This is a genomic window from Aeromicrobium piscarium, from assembly GCF_007421815.1.
Taxonomy (GTDB): domain Bacteria; phylum Actinomycetota; class Actinomycetes; order Propionibacteriales; family Nocardioidaceae; genus Aeromicrobium; species Aeromicrobium piscarium.
This window is the reverse complement of record NZ_VLNT01000031.1, coordinates 1-18638: the sequence shown is the minus strand read 5'-3', so window position 1 is coordinate 18638 and position 18638 is coordinate 1. Positions and strand designations below refer to the sequence as shown.

Genomic DNA, 18638 nt, shown 5'->3' with positions numbered 1-18638 from the left:
CAGGCCGTTGACGTAGTTCTGATGGTGCTTGTCGTGATGCAGCTCCATGATCTTGCCCGAGATATGCGGGTCCAACGCCCCATAGTCATACGGCAGATCCGGCAAAGTGTACTCAGCCATGACGATCCTTTCGCAGTGATTGCTCACCACGCTAAAACCTCATGTTCACTTGAGGTCAAGGGATTGTGATCGCTCTCACTCGTCCGGGATGCCTTCCAGTCGCCGCGGCCCCGAACCGGTGGCCGCGAGGGCGTCGTCGGGATTCAACAGGGCACAGGCCTTCATCGACAGGCAGCCGCAGCCGATGCAACCGGTCAGCTCGAGCTCCAGCCTCTCGATCCCGCGGCGGCGCTCTTCCAGCTGTCGCTTCCACGCCCGCGAGGCGCGTTGCCAGTCCTCGTGGCTGGGAGTCCGGTCGAGCGGCACGTCCGCGAAAGTGGCTTGAACGTCGGCGAGAGGTACGCCGAGATTCTTGGCTACCGCGATGAGCGACACGCGACGCAGCATGTGACGCGGGAAGCGACGCTGATTGCCGGTCGTCCGCACCGACGCGATCAGCTCGAGGCTCTCGTAGTAGCGCAGCGCGGAGACGGCGACCCCGGTGCGCCGGCTCATCTCGCCGATCGTCAACAGCTCGTCGGGCGCGTGATCGGGTGACATCGCCGCTCCTCACCGACTTGACCTCTAGTGCACTTGAGATTCTACGGTCGAAGCGACCCGAATCGAAAGGCCCTCGATGACCTACGTGATCGCCCAGCCCTGTGTCGACGTGAAGGATCGTGCGTGCATCGACGAATGTCCCGTCGACTGCATCTACGAGGGTGAGCGCTCCCTCTACATCCACCCTGACGAGTGCGTGGACTGCGGAGCCTGCGAGCCCGTCTGCCCGGTCGAGGCGATCTACTACGAGGACGACGTGCCGGACGAGTGGTCCGACTACTACCAGGTCAATGTCGACTTCTTCGCCGAGCTGGGGTCCCCCGGAGGTGCGGCCAAGACCGGTGTCCTGCCGTACGACCACCCGCTCGTCGCGGCCCTTCCTCCACAGGGAGACTGAGACCGGCTACAGAAGCTGCTCGGCCTTGGCCGCGAACTCCGACACCCCGCACCGAGCCAGCGCGTCGAGCAGCTCACCGACCATCATGGGCGGATGATTCTTCGCGGCGGCTTGTCGAGTGACGGCGATGAGAGTCCGCTCAGGATAAAGATCCAGTTGGTCCAGCAGGAAATCATCCGGATGGAGAACCGTGAGCTCGTACGGTTCGACGGCTGCCGGCGGGAAATCACGAAGATTCGCGGTGACCAAGACTTCTACATCGGCACGCACCGCAGCGGCCAGCACATGTCGGTCCTTGTGGTCGCACATCATGGCCGATTCAAGGTCACGATGTCCTGTAACGGCGGCATCCGGGAACGAACGCCGCATCTCATTGATCCGGTGCCGCACCTGACGATCGTTCAAACCCGCCACGTCGACCAGGTTCCGCTCCAGCTCGACCAAGATGTCCTCCGACCGCAGGGGCCGAAACGTCTCCGCCTCGGCAAGTCGCAGCAGGGTGTCGCACAGATGCAGCGGTTGGCATGTGCGGCCTAACCTGCGCAAACGTGGTTGACGTTGCTGGTGGCTACTGGTCGCCCTACGCTGTCCTGCCACATTTTTGCCACATCGCCGAGTCGCTCACACCGCTGCCGCCGCAATGCGGCGGACGAACTCGTTGACCCATTCGACCGCTTCCTCGACCGTCGGTAAGACGTCAAGCCCGTCGGCCGCTTCGGCATAGAGCGTGTCCCACCCGGTGCCGACCTGAATGGTCGGCGGCCATGCCTGCTGGCGGCGGTAGTCGAAGAGTCGGGCGCACGTCGCGGCCACCGGCCCCACGTTGAGGTCTTCGCGCTTGTCGAGAAGTTGGAGGTCGACCAGATCGCGTGCGCGTTCACTCCGCTCGCCTGACACGGCATGGAGCTTCTGGGCGACCTGATGGTCGGAGCGCATGACCGGGACCGGCTTCGGCGCTTCGAGCCCGACCTCGGTGAAGAGGTCGGCGAGGTCGGCAGCCAGTTGGTATTCGGGCTCGTCGGCATCGCCGATCTCGTTGTGGCCCAGCTCGAACTTCACCGTGCACCACGGCCTGCCTCGGTAGTCGAGCTTCACCTCGAAGGGTTGCATGACGTACGCCGTCGGCACGGCCGGCGGGCGAGGCGCGGGCTTCTCGACCAGCCTGCCTGTGAATCCTGCCCATCCGGACGCGAGCGATTCCTCGAAGTCGCTGCGGAAGGCGGCGAGCGGCTGGACCCGCGCGGCGTCGAGGTCTTGGGTGAACCGAGTGCCCCGCCCGTAGCGCAGCGCCATCGCACTGCCGCCCTTGATCGCGCCCTCGGGGAGCATCTGGCCGACCACTACCAACGCCATGCCGATCCGACGCCGCAGCGCCAGACCGTCGCTGCCTTCCAGGTTGCGTATGCGTTGGCCCACGGACCGCACGTTCGTCGGGGCACCCGCGTAGCTCACGACCGAAGTCCTTTCCTGACCTGCTGCAACTCAGCCGTGGTCAATAGACCCTCGCTGCGCGCCTGCTTGGCAGCGTCCCGTAGCCGTTCTCGCTCGATGCGACCTCGACATTCGAGGATGGCGTCCGCGACCGGTTGGGCTGCCAGCCCCTCATAGAACGTGGTCCGTGCCCCTTCGTTGACTCGGGTCAGCTCGACGTACGGAGGCATCTTCGACCGAGCGCGGCGGTGCACTGCCACCTTGATCTTCCGTGGGTTCACGTCGGCGAGATTGAACAGTGACAGCACCGACTCACCGTGCAGGTACGCACCTTCCCCCGCCCGCAAGAGCGCCTCGGCGAACTGGTCGTATGCGGTCGGCGGGATGTCCGGGACTCGATAGAGTCCGTAAGCGACATTCACGAGCCCGCCGCGAGCGGCAAGCTTCGGCAACTCGACGGTCGGTACGCCCGCCTCTGCTGCCTCCTTCGTGGTGACGTAGCCATAGTGATCGAGCGCGATATCGCGCACGATCTCCCGGTACTTCACCTCGGCGGCCATGTCACAACTATACCGAAAATGGTAGTGTTGTGCCCATCATGAGCGACGGAGCCGAGCGCGTCCTTGACCTGCACCTCGGTGGTGTAACGCATGACTTCCCTCAACGAAAAAACGAACGCTGTCAGTGTGTACCGCTCCGCCGACACGCGGCTCGGCACGACGGCACGTTCGCGGAACCGTCGAACGGCTACCGCTTGCGGGAGAGGAAGGCGAGCATGGCTTCGCGGGCCTCGTCGCTGCCGAACAGCTCGGCGGACTGGCACGCCACGGCCTCACCGTCGCGGTCGATCCGGGCGAGGAGGCCGGCGTTGAGCAGTTTCTTGGTCTCGCGCAGCCCCTGCGGGGAGCCTTCGGCGAGTTCCGCGACCACACCGGCGACGGTCTCGTCGAGGGAATCAGCGGGCACTGCGCGGGTGATGAGGCCCATCGTGACCGCTTCGGCGGCGTCGAAGGTCCGTGCGGTGAGGAAGGTGTCGGCGGCAGCTCGCGAGGAGAAGCGTTCGAGCAGGCTGACCGAGATGACGGCGGGCGCGAGGCCGAGACGCACCTCGGTCAGGGAGAAGGTCACCGAGTCCGCCGCGAGGACGATATCGGCCGCGCCGACGAGTCCGAGGCCGCCGGCACGCACCGGGCCGCCGAGCACGACGACGACGGGCTTCGTCGAGGATGCGATCTGACGCTGCAGCGCGACGAGGACACGTGCGCCCTCCTCCATCGCGCCCTCAGCCGCCTCGGAGAGGTCCGCACCGGAGCAGAACACCCGGTGCGCCGACCGCAGCACGATGACTCGTGCGGTGTCGTCGGCCTCGGCGGCCGTCAGTCGCTCGCCGAGCTCGGTGACGAGCTGGCGGCTGAGGGCGTTGCGGTTGTGCTCGCTGTCGAGCGTGATCGTGGCGACCCGGTCGGCCACCTCGAGGTGCACGAGTTCACTCATCGTCGTTCCTTCCGCTCATCTCACCCGGTGGCGGTAGACCGTCAACGTTATCGAGACCCGATGAGGTTGATGGTCTACCGCCACGATCGAGGTGAGGTTGATGGTCTACCGCCACCGGCTGAGTTCTCTAGTAGGACTTGGGGAGGCCGAGGGAGAACTGGGCCACGAAGTTGAGGGCCATCTCCCGGCTGACAGGCGCGATCCGGCTGAGTCGCGATGCGGCCAGGGCCTGCACGAGGCCGTACTCGGTCGCGAGGCCATTGCCGCCGTGGGTCTGAATCGCCTGATCGATCGCATTGCAGCCGGCCTCGGCCGCCGCATACTTCGCCATATTGGCCGCTTCCCCCGCCCGCAACAGGTCACCCTCGGCGTACAGCGCCGCGGCCTTCTGCGTCAGCAGCCGCGCCATCTCGATGTCGATGTGCAGCTTGGCGAGCGGATGGGCGATCGCCTGGTGCGCGCCGATCGGCTTGCCCCAGACATCGCGTTCCTTGGCATAGGCGACCGCCTTGCGCAGCGCCCAGCGAGCCGACCCCGTGGCCATCGAGGCGGCCATGATCCGCTCGGGGTTGAGCCCGGCGAACAGCTGGTCGAGTCCCGCGTCCTCGGACCCGACGAGGGCATCGGCCGGCAGGCGGACATCGTCGAAGAACAGCGTGAACTGCTTCTCCGGACTGACGATGCCCATGTCGATCTGCGTATAGGTGAAGCCCTCGGCATCCGTCGGCACCATGAAGAGGGCGGGCTTGAGCTTGCCCGTCTTGGCGTCCTCGGTGCGTCCGACGACGAGCAGGTGGCTCGCCTCGTCGACCCCGCTGATGTAGGTCTTCCCACCGGACAGGATCCACCCGTCCTCGGAGCGTTTGGCCGTCGTGGTGATGTTGTGCGAGTTCGAGCCGGCGTCCGGCTCGGTGATGCTGAAGGCATAGGTGGCGGAGCCGTCGGCGAGGCCGGGCAGCCAGCGCTGCTTCTGCTCATCGGTGCCGTACTGCGCGATGATGGTGCCGACGATCGCGGGGGACACGACCATCAGCAGCAGCGGGCAGCCTGCCGAGGCGAGCTCCTCGCAGACCGCGGCGAGATCGCCGATCTCCCCGCCACCGCCGCCGTACTCCTCGGGGATCGAGACGCCGAGGTAGCCGAGCCGGCCCGCCTCGCTCCACAGCTCGGTGGTCTTGCGACCGTCCGTGGCCGCGGCGACGAAGTACTCGTCGCCGTACTTCTTGCCGAGCGCACGGACCGCTTTGCGCAGCTCCTGTCGCTCCTCGCTCTCCACGAATGCGCTCATCTGCTCTTCCTTTCGACGGCTGTGGTCTCGATGCGGGCACCGAGGTGCCCACTCATTCGGCTTCCTCGATGACGGCGAGGACGGCTCCGGCCTCGACCTGTTGTCTGGCGCTGACGGCCAGTTCCCCCACGACGCCGTCGGTCGGCGCCGTGATCGTGTGCTGCATCTTCATCGCCTCGAGGACGACGACGGTGTCTCCCTTGGCGACCTTCTGTCCCGCCTCGACGGCCACATCGGTGACGGCGGCGGGCATCGGCGCGAGCAGCGACCCCTCGGCCACCACATCGGCCGGGTCGACGAAGGTCGGCACGACCTCCAGGCTGACCGGGCCGTGCGGTCCATCGACGTCCACGACGCCCTCGCCCATCGTGACCCGGTAGGTCTCCCGCACCGCGCCGTCCGCGAGCACCACGGTGTCACCGTGCGCGTCGACGACACTCACGCCGTCGAGCCATGACGACACGAGCCGCCCTCCACGCTGCTCGTACGCGACCTCGTGGTCACCGTAGCGGCGCACGCGCGGCTGGCTCGGCACATTGCGCCAGGCGGCAGGCATGCGGGAGAGCACTCGCGCGGCAGCGGCCGTCTGGGTCGCCTCCCCGATGGCGGCGGCGAGTGCGGCCTTGCGCTCGGCACGGTCGTCGGCAGGGGCCATCCATGCCCCGAGGCGTTCGTTCAGCAGCGCCGTGTGGACGCGCGCGGCCGTGAACTCCTCGTCGGTGAGGATCGCTCGCAGCAAGGCGGCATTCGTGCGGACGCCGTGCACCCGAGCGTTGCGCAGAGCGCCGTCCAGCATCCGCAGCGCCGCCCGGCGGTCGGGTCCGTAGGCGATGATCTTGGCGAGCATCGCGTCGTAGTGGATCCCCACCTCGCTGCCGGACTCGACGCCGGAGTCCACGCGCACACCGTACGCGCGAGGGTTCTCGAAGGCGACACCCTCGACATCGAAGGCGCGCACGGTGCCGGTCTGCGGCGCCCAGTCGTCGGCCGGGTCCTCGGCGTAGAGCCGCACCTCGACGGCGTGGCCGGACGGCTCGGGCGCGTTGCCCTGGAGTGCCGCGCCCTCGGCGATGGAGAGCTGCCAGGCGACGAGGTCGAGTCCGGTGACGCATTCGGTCACCGGGTGCTCGACCTGCAGGCGGGTGTTCATCTCCAGGAAGTAGACGCGATCGCCGTCGACGAGGAACTCGACCGTTCCCGCGCCGCGGTACCCGACGGCCTCGGCCGCTGCCCGCGCCGCGATGTGCAGCGTGGTGCGTGCCTTGTCCGAGAGGTCGGGGGCGGGCGCCTCCTCGACGACCTTCTGGTGGCGTCGCTGGATCGAGCAGTCGCGGTCGCCGACGACCCAGACGCGTCCGTGGGTGTCGGCGAGCACCTGCACCTCGACGTGCCGGGCGGTCGGCAGGTAAGGCTCGACGAAGACGGTGCCGTCGCCGAAGGCCGACTGTGCCTCGGCCTTGGCCTTGGCGAGCTCGCCGTCGAGCTGGTCGAGTGACTCGACGACGCGCATGCCACGTCCGCCGCCCCCGGCCGAGGCTTTGACGAGGAGGGGGAACTCGTCGGGAGAGATGCCGTCGAGGTCGACCTCGAGGATGGGCACCCCGGCGTCGCCCATGATCTGCTTGGCCCGGATCTTGCTGCCCATCGCCTCGATCGACTCGGGCGTAGGTCCGATCCAGGTGAGCCCGGCGGCTTCGACCTGACGGGCGAAGTCGGCGTTCTCGGACAGGAAGCCGTAACCGGGGTGGATCGCGTCGGCACCGGCCGCGCGGGCAGCCTCGATGATGAGGTCGCCGCGCAGGTACGTGTCGCCGGGCGCGTTGCCCGGGAGCCGGACGGCGACATCGGCGTCGCGGACGAAGGGCGCGTTCGCGTCGGCATCGGAGTGCACGGCAACCGTGCCGATGCCGAGGTCGCGGCAGGTGCGGAACACCCGCCGGGCGATCTCCCCCCGGTTCGCCACCAGAACCCTGCTGATCATCGCTTCATCCCTTCGTCAGTTCCGGTGGTTGAGTAGGCCCGAGGAACGAGGGCCATGGAGCCGTGGCACGAGGGGCGTAGCCGCCACGGAGCGAAACAACCCTCCCCAAGCCCAGCCTCGCTACTCGACCACCGAAGGGTCGTCGTCACCGCGGTCACAGGCGGAACACCCCGTAGCCGCGGGTGCCCTCGACCGGTCCGTTGGCGATCGCCGAGAGGCAGATGCCGAGGATGGTGCGGGTGTCCCGGGGGTCGATGACGCCGTCGTCGTAGCCGAGGCCCGACGTGAAGTACGCCAGCGACTCCTTCTCGATCTGGTCCTCGATGAAGGCCCGCATCTGCTGGTCGGCCTCCTCGTCGTAGGCCTGTCCTTTCGCCTCGGCCGCGCCGCGGGCGACGATCGAGACGACGCCGGCCAGCTGCGCCGGTCCCATGACAGCCGATTTCGCGCCCGCCCAGCTGAACATGAACCGTGGGTCGTAGGCGCGTCCGCTCATGCCGTAGTTGCCCGCACCGTAGGAGGCACCGAGCACGACCGACAGATGCGGGACCTTGGAGTTCGACACCGCGTTGATCATCTGGGCGCCGTGTTTGATGATGCCGCCCTGCTCGTACTCCGCGCCGACCATGTACCCGGTGGTGTTGTGCAGGAACAGCAACGGCGTGTCGGTCTGGTTGGCGAGCTGGATAAACTGCGCCGCCTTCTGTGCCTCGGCGCTGAACAGCACACCTTGGGCGTTGGCGAGGATGCCGATGGGGTGGCCGTGCAGCTGCGCGTACCCGGTGACGAGGCTGGGTCCGTAGAGCGGCTTGAACTCGTCGAACTCCGATCCGTCGACGATGCGGGCGATGACCTCGCGCGGGTCGAAGGGCACCTTGAGGTCGGTGGGCACGATGCCGAGCAGGTCCTCGGGATCGAGCACCGGTTCGGCGTAGTCGACCGCCGGAACGGGTCCCTGCTTGCGCCAGTTGAGCCGGCGCATGATCTGGCGACCGAGGCGGATGGCGTCGTATTCGTCGACGGCGAGGTAGTCGGCGAGGCCGGACTGCCGGGCGTGCATCTCGGCGCCGCCGAGGGATTCGTCGTCGGACTCCTCGCCGGTGGCCATCTTGACCAGCGGCGGGCCCCCGAGGAAGACCTTGGCGCCCTCCTTGACCATGACGACGTAGTCGCTCATGCCGGGGATATAGGCGCCACCGGCCGTGGAGTTGCCGAAGACGAGGGCGACGGACGGGCGGCGGTCGGCGCTGGCCTCGGTGATGTTGCGGAACGACCTGCCGCCGGGGATGAAGATGTCCTTCTGCGTGGGCAGGTCGGCGCCGCCGGACTCGACGAGGTTGATCGAGGGGAGCCGGTTCTCCTGGGCGATCTGCGCGGCCCGGAAGCCCTTCTTGACGGTGACGGGGTTGCTGGAGCCGCCCTTCACGGTGGGGTCGTTGGCGACGATCATGCATTCGACGCCCTCGACGACGCCGATGCCGGTGACGATGGAGCCGCCGACGGTGAAGTCGGTGCCCCACCCGGCGAGCGCGCCGAGTTCCAGGAAGGGCGAGTCGGGGTCGATGAGCAGCTCGATGCGCTCGCGGGCGGTGAGCTTGCCGCGCTTGTGGTGCCGCTCGACGTACTTCTCCCCTCCCCCGGCGAGCGCCTTGTCGTGCTGCTCGGCGAGGTCGTCGAGGCGTTCGAGCATGGCCGCCCGGTTCTCGCCGTAGGCGGGCGAGGCCGGGTCGATCGCGGTGCGTGCCGCTGGGCTCATTCCACGTCCTTCCAGAGGAGTTCAGAGGGTCGGTCGAGATGGTCGATGAGGTGATGTGCGTCGGTCTCGGCACGTTGTCGTTCGTCGCGGGTGAGGACGCGGGCCGGGGTGATCTCGATCGTGGTCGGGTCGGCCTTGCGCCGCGACTTGCGGGTTCTCCAGGTGCCGGCGACGATGCCGTCGACGAGGAGCAGGTTGCCGCCCCAGACGTCGATCGTGCCGCCGGCGGCGACGGGTGCCTCGTAGAGCGTGCGGTCCTGGTAGGCGATGACGTACTCGTCGAAGAGCGACAGCAGCTGGGCGGTGGGGTCGACGGGCTCGTACCGGGGCGAGGCGGCCAGGTCGACGAGATCCTCACCGAGGTCGATCGTCTCGTGGGCCGCGTAGCCGGCTCTGGCGTCGGTGAGCGTCAGCCCGCTCCACCAGGCGAAGTCCCGCGCGGTGGCCGGTCCGTGGGCGGCGAGGTAGCGACCGGCGAGGCGGGCGACCGCTTCATCGTGGCCGAGGCTGACGCTCGGGATGCGCGAGGCGTAGGGCACGAAGGTGTCCCACGATCCGCGCCGGGGGCCGGTCGTGACGATCTTGTCGAGCTCGGCGCTCAGCGTCACGTGGCCCAGTGCCTGGCCCTTCAGCTCGGTGCCTCGTTCGGCGAGGCGGTCGCCGATCTCGCGGCGGGTCAGCGGAGCGTCGGCGGCCTCGACGATCGCGCCGACCTGGGCGACGAGCCGGTCGCGATCCTCGAGCAGGCCGGTGGTGCGCAACTGGGTGCGGAGTTGGGCGCCGATGCGCGGTGCCGTGAGGTCGAGCATCCAGTCGAGGTCGCCTGTGAGGACGAAGTGCCAGGTGGGGCGCAGCACGTGGTGCCGCACAATCCGACCGTGCGCGACCTCCTCGGCGACCGCGCCGCCGCTGAGCTCGCCCGACGTGCGGCGGGCGAGCGACCAACAGGCGTCCTCGAACTCCTGGGACTGGACCGCGGCGAGGTGATCGACGGCGGCCGCGAGGTCGGGGTACGGCGCGCCGACCAGGCGTTGCCTGGCCAGCCGTCCGTCGCGCACCTGCCTCGGGTCCATCGGTCTCAGTACCCCAGCAGCTTGGCGGCGAGGTCGTTGAGCACCTCGGTGGCGCCGCCGCCGATGCCGAGGATGCGGGCGTCGCGGTAGTGCCGGTCGATCTCGGATTCGCGCATGTAGCCCATGCCGCCGTGGATCTGCACGGCCTCGCTGACGACCCATTCGACCGCTTCGACGGCCTGGTTCTTGGCCATCGCGGCGGCGAGGATGAGCTGTGGGTCGGCCCGGTTGCCGGAGTCCTGGGCGCGTTCGACGGCCTGCCGGGTGAGGGCGCGGGCGGCCTCGGTGCGCCGGTGCATGTCGACGAGCTTGTGCCGGATGACCTGGCGGCTGATGAGCGGACGGCCGAAAGTCTCGCGTTCGCGGGCGTAGGAGACGGCGAGGTCGAGGGCGCGCTGCGCGGTCGCGTAGCTCTGCACGGCGAGGGTGAGCCGTTCGTTGACGAACTGCTGCATGACGAGGTAGAAGCCGCCGTTCTCCTCCCCGACCAGGTTGGCGGCGGGGACGCGGACGTCGTCGAAGGCGAGTTCACCGGTGTCCGAGCAGTGCCAGCCCATCTTGCGCAGGCTGCGGCTGACGGTGAAGCCCGGGGTGTCGGTGTCGATCACGAGCAGGCTGATGCCGCCGTGGCCGTCCTCGCCGGTGCGCACCGCGGTGGTGACGAAGTCGGCGCGGACGCTGGAGGTGATGAAGGTCTTGGCGCCGTTGACGATGTAGTGGTCGCCGTCCTTGACCGCGCGGGTGGTGATGCCGGCGACATTGGAGCCGCCGCCGGGCTCGGTGACACCGAGCGAGCCGATCGTCTCGCCGGCGAGGGTGGGGCGCACGTAGCGGTCGATGAGGTCGCCGTTGCCGGAGTCGATGATGTGCGGCACGGCGATGCCGTGGGTGAACAGTGACGCGAGCAGGCCGGTGGAGCCGCCGTTCTCGACGATGGCCTCGGTGACGACGGAGATGTCGATGAGGTCGCCGCCCTCGCCGCCGACGGACTCGTCGAAGCCGATGCCGAGGAATCCGGCTTTGGCGGTCTGCGCGTGGAGTTCGCGCGGCAGCTGTCCGGCGTCCTCCCATTCGTCCATGTGCGGCGCGATCTGGTCGCGGGTGAAGGCGGCGACGGATTCTCTCAGCGCCACCCGCTCGGGTGTGTTCCAGCGGTCGGTCATGCGAGCAGCTCCCTCGGGATGTCGACGAGGCGGGCGCGCAGCCACTCCCCGACGGCTTTGGCTTGGGGGTCGAATCGGGTGGAGGACGCCACACCGTCGCCGAGCAGTTTCTCGACGACGAGGTTGACGGCGGCGAGGTTGTGCAGCGGGTGGACGGCGATGTCGAGGTCGGCGGTCTCGGGCAGCAGCTGGCGGACGCGATCGGCGGTGAGTGTCGCGGCGAGCCAGGCGTAGGCGGCCTCGCGTCGGGGATGATCGGAGGGGATCCAGACACCGATATTGGCGGCGCCGCCCTTGTCACCGGAGCGCGCGTAGGCGAGTCGGCCGAGCGCCTTGCGCACCGTGTCGTCAGCCCCCCGCCCCGAGTCCCCAGTCCCCGCGAGCTCCCCAGCCCCCGCGAGTGGTGCACCACTCGGCGGACCCTGAGCTGGATCGGAGGAGGTCGTCGACGGTGCCGCGATGTCGATGCGCCGTCCGTCGTCCAGGACGACGACGTGCGGCACGTCGGTCTGCGGGACATAGGCCGCCCGGTAGACGCCGTAGGGCGAGGCCGCGCTGGGAGGCGCGGTGACGTGGAATCCGGGATAGGAGGCGAGGGCGAGCTCGATCGCCGCGCCGCTGAACGCGCGTCCCGCGGCCTTGGCGTCCTGGCTCTTGACGTGGCAGCGCAGCAGAGCCGCCGCCTCGGGTTCGGTCGCCGGGTCGGCGCGATCGGTGCGCACCAGCTCCCAGGTGACCTCGTCGAGCGGGAGCCGGTCGAGGGCGGCACTGAGCTGGGCGCGGACCCAGTCGGCCTTGGCCTCGATGTCCAGACCGGTGAGCACGAGCTCGGCGCTGTTGCGGAATCCGCCGAGGCTGTTGAGCGCGACCTTCGTGGTGGCCGGCGGCGGTGAACCCTGCACGCCGCTCACCCGCACACGATCCTCGCCGTCGTCGGTCAGCTCGATCGTGTCGAGGTGGGTGGAGACATCGGGGTTGAGGTAGACCGGTCCGCCGATCTCATAGACGAGTTGGGCCGTGACGGTGTCGACGGTGACGGCGCCACCGGTGCCGGGGTGTTTGGTGATGACGCTGGTTCCGTCGGCGGAGATCTCCGCGATGGGGAAGCCGAGGGGCCGGCTGGTGTCGATATCGGTGAAGCCGGAGAAGTTGCCGCCGGTGGCCTGGGTACCGCACTCGATGACGTGTCCGGCGACGACGGCGCCGGCGAGGCGGTCGAAGTCCTCGCGGCCCCAGCCGTATTCGGCGATCGCGGGGCCGACGATGACCGAGGCGTCGGTGACCCGCCCGGTGACCACGACATCCGCGCCGGCGGTGAGCGCCTCGGCGATACCGAAGGCGCCGAGGTAGGCATTGGCCGTCAGAGCGCCTTCCCAGCCGAGCTCGCCGGCACGGGAGATGAGGTCGTCGCCTTCGACGTGCGCGACCCGCACCTCGACGCCCTGCTCGGCGGCGATCTCGCGGATCCTCTCGGCGAGTCCGGCGGGGTTGAGGCCACCTGCGTTGGCGACGATCTTGACCTGCTTCTCGCGGGCTAGCGCGAGGCAGTCGGTGAGCTGGCGCAGGAAGGTCTTGGCGTAGCCGAGGTCGGCGTCCTTCATGCGGTCCTTGCCCAGGATGAGCATGGTGAGCTCGGCGAGGTAATCGCCGGTCAGGTAGTCGAGATGCCCTCCCTCGAGCATCTCGCGCATGGCGGAGAGCCGGTCTCCGTAGAAGCCCGAGCAGTTCCCGATCCGGATCATGTGTACAGACTGCCGCCTTTCAAACAAACAGTCAACCCTGATTGTTTATTAGCCGCGCGGCGGGACTGATGAGCGGACGACCTGGCCCGTGGCCCCTGCGGGTGGACCTCGTGGCGCGTAGGTTGGAGGGAGAGTCGACACGAAGGAGTGAACTCGTATGACCGTCCCCGTCTCCGGCGCCGTCGTCGTGGGATACGACGCCTCCGAGCCCAGCAAGATCGCCGTCGAGTGGGCGGCCGCCGATGCCGATCGGCGGGGCGTGGATCTGGTGGTGGTGCACGCTGCCCGCCGGCTGAAGGGGCGCGACGACGCGGGCGGCGACGAGGGCGCTGACGCGATCGCCGAGGAGGGCGCCGAGCGTGCCCGTGAGCGCGTACCTGGGCTCACGGTGCATGCGGTCGCGCGCAAGCAGGGACCGGCGGCGGCGCTGCAGGAGTTGTCCGCCGACGCCGCCGTGGTCGTGGTGGGACACCGCGGACGGGGAAGGCTCGCCGCGGGGCTCGTCGGCTCGGTGGCGTTCACGATCAGCGCGCACGCGCAGTGCCCGGTGCTGGTGATCCGCGGCAATTCCGAGCACCTGCCCGGCCCCGACCGCCCGGTGGTGGTCGGCACGGATGATTCGGAGTTCGCTGCCCAGGCGGTCGCGGGTGCCGCGAGACTGGCGGCGTCGACGGATGCCCGGCTGATCATCGCGGCGGCGTGGGATGTGCCCGAGGCCAATCCGTGGTCGGCGGCGTATCTGGCGAATGTCAACGCCACCGAGGATGCGGCCCATGCGGCCGAGACCGAGGCGGTGGCTACGGTGGAGCGCGCTCGCGAGGCGGTGCTGGCGGAACATCCCGGGCTGACGGTCGAGGTGGGCACGCAGCGCGGCCGGCCGGAGCACGTATTGGCGGATGCGTCCGAGGGCGCGGGGGTGCTGGTGGTCGGCTCACGCGGCCACAGCGATCTGGTGGGCTTGCTGCTCGGCTCGGTGAGCCGTGCGGTGCTGCACACCGCCAATTGCCCTGTGGCCGTCATCCGCTGACCCGAGCCGCAAAGGGGCCCGGGCAGCGCTGAGGCCGGCTCCCGTCATGCGGCGGGGATTCCGGCCTCCACTTCCCGGTCCCCCGAAGGGGCGGGCAATACCCCCAGCTTAACACCGCGACCGGTAAGCATCAGACGGAATCCACACCCCACCTTGTGCCCGAGCAAGGCGGACCCGGAGCGCACTGCGGAACCGAAGGCCCCTGGACAGCGCTGAGGCCGGCTCCCGTCATACGGCGGGGATTCCGGCCTCCACTTCCCAATCCCCCATCAGGGGCGGGCAATACCCATAGCTTACCAGCGAACGAGTCGACACCCTCGATATCCACAGCCCAGCTTCCGGCCGCTGGTCGATAAGCCCGCCACCACCTAGCGTTTCGGCCATGACCGGGGAACTACACGCGTGGATCGACGAATCGATCCACGCCCAAGGCCCCACCCCCGGCTTCTATCTCCTTGCGGCTGCCATCAGCGACCCTACGAGTGCCGAATCGATCCGCGAGTCACTACGGCGCCTGGTACCGCGGCCCCGTCGAAGACTGCACTGGAACTCCGAAGACCATCGCACCCGATACGAGATCGTCGACGTCATCGCCTCGACGAGCCTGACCCACGTCATCGTCTTAGCGGAGGTCGAAGCCAGACGTCAGGAACGAGCTCGCCGCAAATGTTTGCAACGGCTGCTCTTCGAACTCGATCAACGCGGCGTCACCCGCGCATGGATCGAATCGCGGCAGGCCGCACAAGACCGTCGCGATCAAGAAATGGTTGCCTCGTTACACGGTTCCGGCGCGATCTCGCCAGGATTTACCGTTACGTTCGCCAAACCCCTCGATGACCCCATGCTCTGGATCCCCGACGCAGTGGCCGGAATGACGCTTGCCGCGCTCCGCGACGACAACCACGCCTGGCTCGACCAGCTCAACGGTGCTTACGAACTCATCAGACTGTGACAGAAGGCCCCTGGACAGCGCTGAGGCCGGCTCCCGCCCACGGCGGGGATTCCGGCCTCCACTTCCCAGTCCCCCGAAGGGGCGGGCGATGACCCGAGCGTAACACCGCGACCGATCAGACACTCGTGAGATCCACAGCAGGTGATGCGCGACGCGTTCCTCTCGAGCCGCTCCTCACCGGCCCCCACCAACGACGTCAAACGCGACTGGCCGCGCGCTGCCCTTCCCGCCAGGACGGTGGGCGAGGAAACCCTCCCCCACCGTCGGCTGGGATCACTGGAAGGTGATTGCACCTTCGTCGGTCGTCACGTCATAGTCCGCGACGAACTGACCCACATCGCCATCCTGCACGAAGAGCAAGCATCCCTGGGCGTCAGTGATCGCCAGCGGATATTCCACGAGCGGCTCGGCCAGCAATCGCAGCTGCTGAGCCGTGCTGTCGAATTCTGCCCGCATGTCACCGGCCGCCGTGAAGTTGCAGAAATCGGTCAGATCGCTTTCGACGCGCACCTCGACGCCACTGACCGTTCCCGGAGCGACTCCGTTGACCGCGGGCCCGGAGGCGCTGAACTCCCAGGTGTCGTTGTAGGTCACCGTCACCGGGAGATCGAAGATCTCCGGCAGGACGCAGTTGACCGATGTCGTCGGCGTCAGGCTCAACAGGCCGAGACCCGGTACAGCAGCACCCGCAGCCACCGAGCCTGCGCCGGCATTCTCCTCACACAGCATCTCGATGCCATAGTCGGTGTCGAAATAGATCCCGTCGGTCGTGGCCTCCAGCGCGACATCCCGCTCGGTGGTGTCGCCACCGACCGCGACGATGCCCGCGGCGTGGGCCGCTACCGTGCCGCCGAGCAGCGCCGCGCTCGCGAGCGCGGTGACGGCCATCGTGGACTTGAATGTGAACTTCATCGAGTGCCCTTTCATCGCGTTACCCACGCAGCCGGTTTGACCCACGCGGCTACAGACACTCCCCAAACGGACCAGTCGGTCCGATGCTCCCGCCGTCAGCATGCCACAGAAATCCGCCAGAAACCGCCATGCGGAGAAATGACAGCTTTCATGGCGAGACGATGCCTAGAGGCCGGGGATGATGTCGCCCGGTGCGATGCCGAGGAAGCGGCACAACAGCACGATGGTGTCGAGGCGCAGCCCGCGTGTTGCCTCGGTCCACACGCCTTCTTCAAGAGTCCGATAGCGGGCGGTGGTCACACCGATCTCCTTCGCCACGTCCTCCTGGCTATAGCCGACCTCCGCGCGAGCTTTCACGAGTCGGCTCCCCAATTGCTCGCTGAATGCCGACCAATAATCTATAGATGCACTCACCATGAGGTCAGCTTGCCAGAGTGGGGTCACCGGCGCGCTACCGCCCCCTCGACCCGGGGAGCAATCCGCGTCAGAAGAGATTCATTCACCCGGGGCACAACCAATAGATTGTAGAATGCAGTTCTTTTCGGATGGCCATCTGATCTCGGGTCACCTCGATGTGACACAGGTCATTTTCGTGGTTCCATTGCGCCGTGGCCCACGTCGGGAGGAACCGGAATGACTTCGTGCGGAAGCAGGCTTGACCTCGCCAAGCTGATCACTTTCATGGTGCTCCACCACGAGCAAGGCTATGTAGGCCACGGCGGACACCCGGAGGGAGCCTCCGCAGCCTTACTCGCGACAGGCAAGACAGTGATCGTGGAATGTGCACGCGCAGACACAACGGAGAGCCCGGACCGGTTCACCGTGGAGAAGGCCGTTCTCGACTTACACCGCGACTCCCCGGTGCCGGTATACGTGGCGACGACACGGCGGTCGAGCTCGGGGCAGTCGTTCAGCATCGAGCTTTGCCCGGCTCACGCGCTGGCGAGGCGGACCGACGACAGTCGTCGCGGAGTGCCGACCATGCTGACCGGGTCGTGGCGGCGCTTCTGGCGGGCTCAATCAGTCATGGCACCGGCGACCGCGCCGCCAACCCACATCTCATCGGCGGTTGAGCTGACCGACGACGATCTGCGGGATCCGCAACTCGCTACTCGCCTCTCAACGGACGAACCGCGCTGCGATGCCGAAGAACCGATCCCGTCGCGCCACCTCGTCGACATCGACGGCGACAAGGTACTGCCCTGGGTATGGCAGATTCCTCATCCGTCACGCGACCTATTTCACTACGCCTGGACCGATGATGGCTACCGTCGAGTCGAGCTCGCAGCATGGCGCGAGCGCTTGCGTGAACATCTGCATCGGGTCGAGGAAGTCCGTACTCAGCCGGGTGGCCCAGCACTTGTGATCACCAGACCGTGGCGGACGCTGCGTCCGCTCACCGAGGCGCAGCTGAGAAGACTGCTCCAGTATGAGGACGACCGGAGACCTCCGTGGGCGAGTACAGCCATGAAGATCGACGACGACCGCGGCACCTGAACGAGCCTTCATGGGCGCCGAAGCAAGGACCGATCCCAGTTCGACTTGAGCATGGAGAGAAGCCAGAGGACCGCCATCGGGAACCAAGCGCCTTGGACGGCTCCCACCATCAAGCCCGCGAACGGCAGGACAGCATCCCCGAGAATCCGCCTCGAGCGCCCCTTCGACTGAAGGCCGAGTTTCGAGAGGGTCGCGATGACGCCGAGGAGCAGGAGCGTCAGTGCTCCAAAGAGCAGCGTCAGCATCGCCACATCGCGGTCATAGCCGCCGAGCACTCGCCGAGCAGGAGATTCGAGATCGTCGGCAACTCCCGGAATCCGCACGGCGCCGACGATGATGAGCGCCGCCAGGCCACCGAAGACCACTTGCCGCACAGAAGTTCGCCACGACCTGTCTTCGAATAGTCCGTCGAAGATCGAGGGCCCCGCGCTCAATCCGGAGAACACCAGCGTCATCGCCAGCAGGCCAGCCAGGATGACGATGCCGTCGTCGGCGGCTAGCCCGAGGAACTTGACGCACACGAGCCAACCCAGGAGGCCGAGGGTCAGCACGATGACGCGGCGATCCCGTCGGGCCTTGCGATAGAAGGTCGTCTCCTCGATCTTCGGCACGATCGTGGTACGCCACCAGCCCTCGAGACGTCCCTGAAGCCTCCTCACGAGGGGCCGTGGCGTGAGACCCCACAGACAGACGGCACACTCTGGCTCGCCGCTTTCCTCCCAGGGACGGATCATCCATGCACGCGGGTACCGTGCACGCCAGGCGATGATGAGGTCGACTGCCGACCCAGATCGAACGAGTTTGTGCATGACGAGCGCACCAAAGAAGAGCAGCACTGCCGGTGCCGCCACCCATAACAGCGGCGGCAATGAGATGACGAGCAGCAGAGTCCCGACACCCGCAACACCTGCACCTGCGGCGCTGACACGGGGGCGTGATGCAGCCGTAGGTGACAACTGACTTCTGGTGCGCAGCATCAGAGGAGAGGATGTCGCTATGCCTGCTCCCTATCCGCAAGAGTTCCGCGATGACGTGGTCGCGGTCGCCCGTGGACGAGACTCGAAGACCACGCTGAAGCAGATCGCTGAGGACTTCGGCATCGCTGAGGCCACGCTCACGAACTGGCTGAAGGCCGCCGACATCGATGACGGCACCCGGCCCGGTGTGAGCGCCAGCGAGGTGGCAGAGCTGCGCGAGCTGAAGCGTCGCAACCGGTTGCTGGAGCAAGAGAACGAGGTTCTGCGTCGAGCGGCGGCCTACCTGTC

Annotated in this window: 19 protein-coding genes and 1 pseudogene; 5 read left to right on the top strand and 15 right to left on the bottom strand. The window is 67.7% G+C overall.

Annotated elements, in window-relative coordinates; translation table 11 throughout:
• Together FNM00_RS18215 and soxR are read right to left on the bottom strand one after the other, a co-directional pair.
• Positions 1–120 (bottom strand): annotated as a pseudogene (locus FNM00_RS18215) (superoxide dismutase); the annotation flags it as partial.
• A 75-nt stretch (positions 121–195) separates the two neighbouring features.
• Positions 196–660, bottom strand: a complete 465-nt coding sequence (soxR, locus tag FNM00_RS18210; RefSeq protein ID WP_143914957.1) for a redox-sensitive transcriptional activator SoxR — start codon at positions 658–660, stop codon at positions 196–198.
• Positions 661–736: 76 nt separating this feature from the next.
• Here soxR and fdxA point away from each other — a divergent pair, with 76 nt between their 5' ends.
• Entirely contained in the window at positions 737–1057 is a 321-nt protein-coding gene (fdxA, locus tag FNM00_RS18205; RefSeq protein WP_143914956.1) for a ferredoxin, read from the top strand.
• Between the two features lie 6 nt (positions 1058–1063).
• Here the strand turns inward: fdxA and FNM00_RS18200 are convergent, their stop codons facing one another.
• The 10 genes from FNM00_RS18200 to FNM00_RS18155 all read right to left on the bottom strand — a co-directional run bounded on the left by FNM00_RS18200 (position 1064) and on the right by FNM00_RS18155 (position 12985).
• Positions 1064–1654, bottom strand: coding sequence for a PIN domain-containing protein (locus FNM00_RS18200; protein ID WP_221933818.1), 591 nt, complete (start codon positions 1652–1654; stop codon positions 1064–1066).
• 24 nt (positions 1655–1678) lie between these two features.
• Entirely contained in the window at positions 1679–2509 is an 831-nt protein-coding gene (locus FNM00_RS18195; protein ID WP_221933817.1) for a nucleotidyl transferase AbiEii/AbiGii toxin family protein, read from the bottom strand.
• A complete protein-coding gene (locus tag FNM00_RS18190; RefSeq protein ID WP_143914955.1) occupies positions 2506–3048 on the bottom strand; it encodes a type IV toxin-antitoxin system AbiEi family antitoxin domain-containing protein in 543 nt (180 codons plus the stop codon). Before FNM00_RS18190 ends, FNM00_RS18195 begins: the two co-directional genes overlap by 4 nt.
• A 187-nt stretch (positions 3049–3235) precedes the next feature.
• Positions 3236–3982 (bottom strand): enoyl-CoA hydratase-related protein, encoded by a 747-nt coding sequence (locus tag FNM00_RS18185; RefSeq protein WP_143914954.1) that lies wholly within the window; start codon positions 3980–3982, stop codon positions 3236–3238.
• Positions 3983–4109: 127 nt separating this feature from the next.
• Positions 4110–5270, bottom strand: a complete 1161-nt coding sequence (locus tag FNM00_RS18180; RefSeq protein ID WP_143914953.1) for an acyl-CoA dehydrogenase family protein — start codon at positions 5268–5270, stop codon at positions 4110–4112.
• 52 nt (positions 5271–5322) lie between these two features.
• Complete coding sequence (locus tag FNM00_RS18175; RefSeq protein WP_143914952.1) at positions 5323–7251, bottom strand: acetyl/propionyl/methylcrotonyl-CoA carboxylase subunit alpha; 1929 nt, start codon at positions 7249–7251, stop codon at positions 5323–5325.
• A 154-nt stretch (positions 7252–7405) separates the two neighbouring features.
• The gene (locus FNM00_RS18170) at positions 7406–9007 is read right to left on the bottom strand and encodes an acyl-CoA carboxylase subunit beta (protein ID WP_143914951.1); all 1602 of its coding nucleotides are present in this window, start codon (positions 9005–9007) and stop codon (positions 7406–7408) included.
• The gene (locus tag FNM00_RS18165) at positions 9004–10080 is read right to left on the bottom strand and encodes a winged helix DNA-binding domain-containing protein (protein ID WP_143914950.1); all 1077 of its coding nucleotides are present in this window, start codon (positions 10078–10080) and stop codon (positions 9004–9006) included. Before FNM00_RS18165 ends, FNM00_RS18170 begins: the two co-directional genes overlap by 4 nt.
• A 5-nt stretch (positions 10081–10085) precedes the next feature.
• Entirely contained in the window at positions 10086–11243 is a 1158-nt protein-coding gene (locus FNM00_RS18160) for an acyl-CoA dehydrogenase family protein (RefSeq protein WP_143914949.1), read from the bottom strand.
• On the bottom strand, positions 11240–12985 hold the full coding sequence (locus tag FNM00_RS18155) for an acyclic terpene utilization AtuA family protein (RefSeq protein ID WP_143914948.1): 1746 nt from the start codon (positions 12983–12985) through the stop codon (positions 11240–11242). Before FNM00_RS18155 ends, FNM00_RS18160 begins: the two co-directional genes overlap by 4 nt.
• 157 nt (positions 12986–13142) lie before the next feature.
• Here FNM00_RS18155 and FNM00_RS18150 point away from each other — a divergent pair, with 157 nt between their 5' ends.
• Together FNM00_RS18150 and FNM00_RS18145 are read left to right on the top strand one after the other, a co-directional pair.
• Entirely contained in the window at positions 13143–14012 is an 870-nt protein-coding gene (locus FNM00_RS18150) for a universal stress protein (protein WP_143914947.1), read from the top strand.
• Positions 14013–14394: 382 nt separating this feature from the next.
• A complete protein-coding gene (locus FNM00_RS18145) occupies positions 14395–14964 on the top strand; it encodes a hypothetical protein (protein ID WP_143914946.1) in 570 nt (189 codons plus the stop codon).
• Positions 14965–15237: 273 nt separating this feature from the next.
• On the opposite strand, the gene FNM00_RS18140 is transcribed toward FNM00_RS18145, so the two are convergent.
• Positions 15238–15876, bottom strand: a complete 639-nt coding sequence (locus FNM00_RS18140; protein ID WP_143914945.1) for a hypothetical protein — start codon at positions 15874–15876, stop codon at positions 15238–15240.
• A gap of 165 nt (positions 15877–16041) precedes the next feature.
• Complete coding sequence (locus FNM00_RS19470; RefSeq protein ID WP_143914944.1) at positions 16042–16293, bottom strand: helix-turn-helix transcriptional regulator; 252 nt, start codon at positions 16291–16293, stop codon at positions 16042–16044.
• Between the two features lie 216 nt (positions 16294–16509).
• Between FNM00_RS19470 and FNM00_RS18910 the strand changes: the two genes are divergently transcribed.
• Positions 16510–17373 (top strand): hypothetical protein, encoded by an 864-nt coding sequence (locus tag FNM00_RS18910; protein WP_185973243.1) that lies wholly within the window; start codon positions 16510–16512, stop codon positions 17371–17373.
• A gap of 8 nt (positions 17374–17381) precedes the next feature.
• On the opposite strand, the gene FNM00_RS18125 is transcribed toward FNM00_RS18910, so the two are convergent.
• The gene (locus FNM00_RS18125) at positions 17382–18032 is read right to left on the bottom strand and encodes a hypothetical protein (RefSeq protein WP_143914942.1); all 651 of its coding nucleotides are present in this window, start codon (positions 18030–18032) and stop codon (positions 17382–17384) included.
• Between the two features lie 337 nt (positions 18033–18369).
• On the opposite strand from FNM00_RS18125, the gene FNM00_RS19105 reads away from it, so the two are divergent.
• The coding region (locus FNM00_RS19105) for a transposase (RefSeq protein ID WP_221933816.1) at positions 18370–18638 on the top strand (269 nt) is incomplete at its 3' end.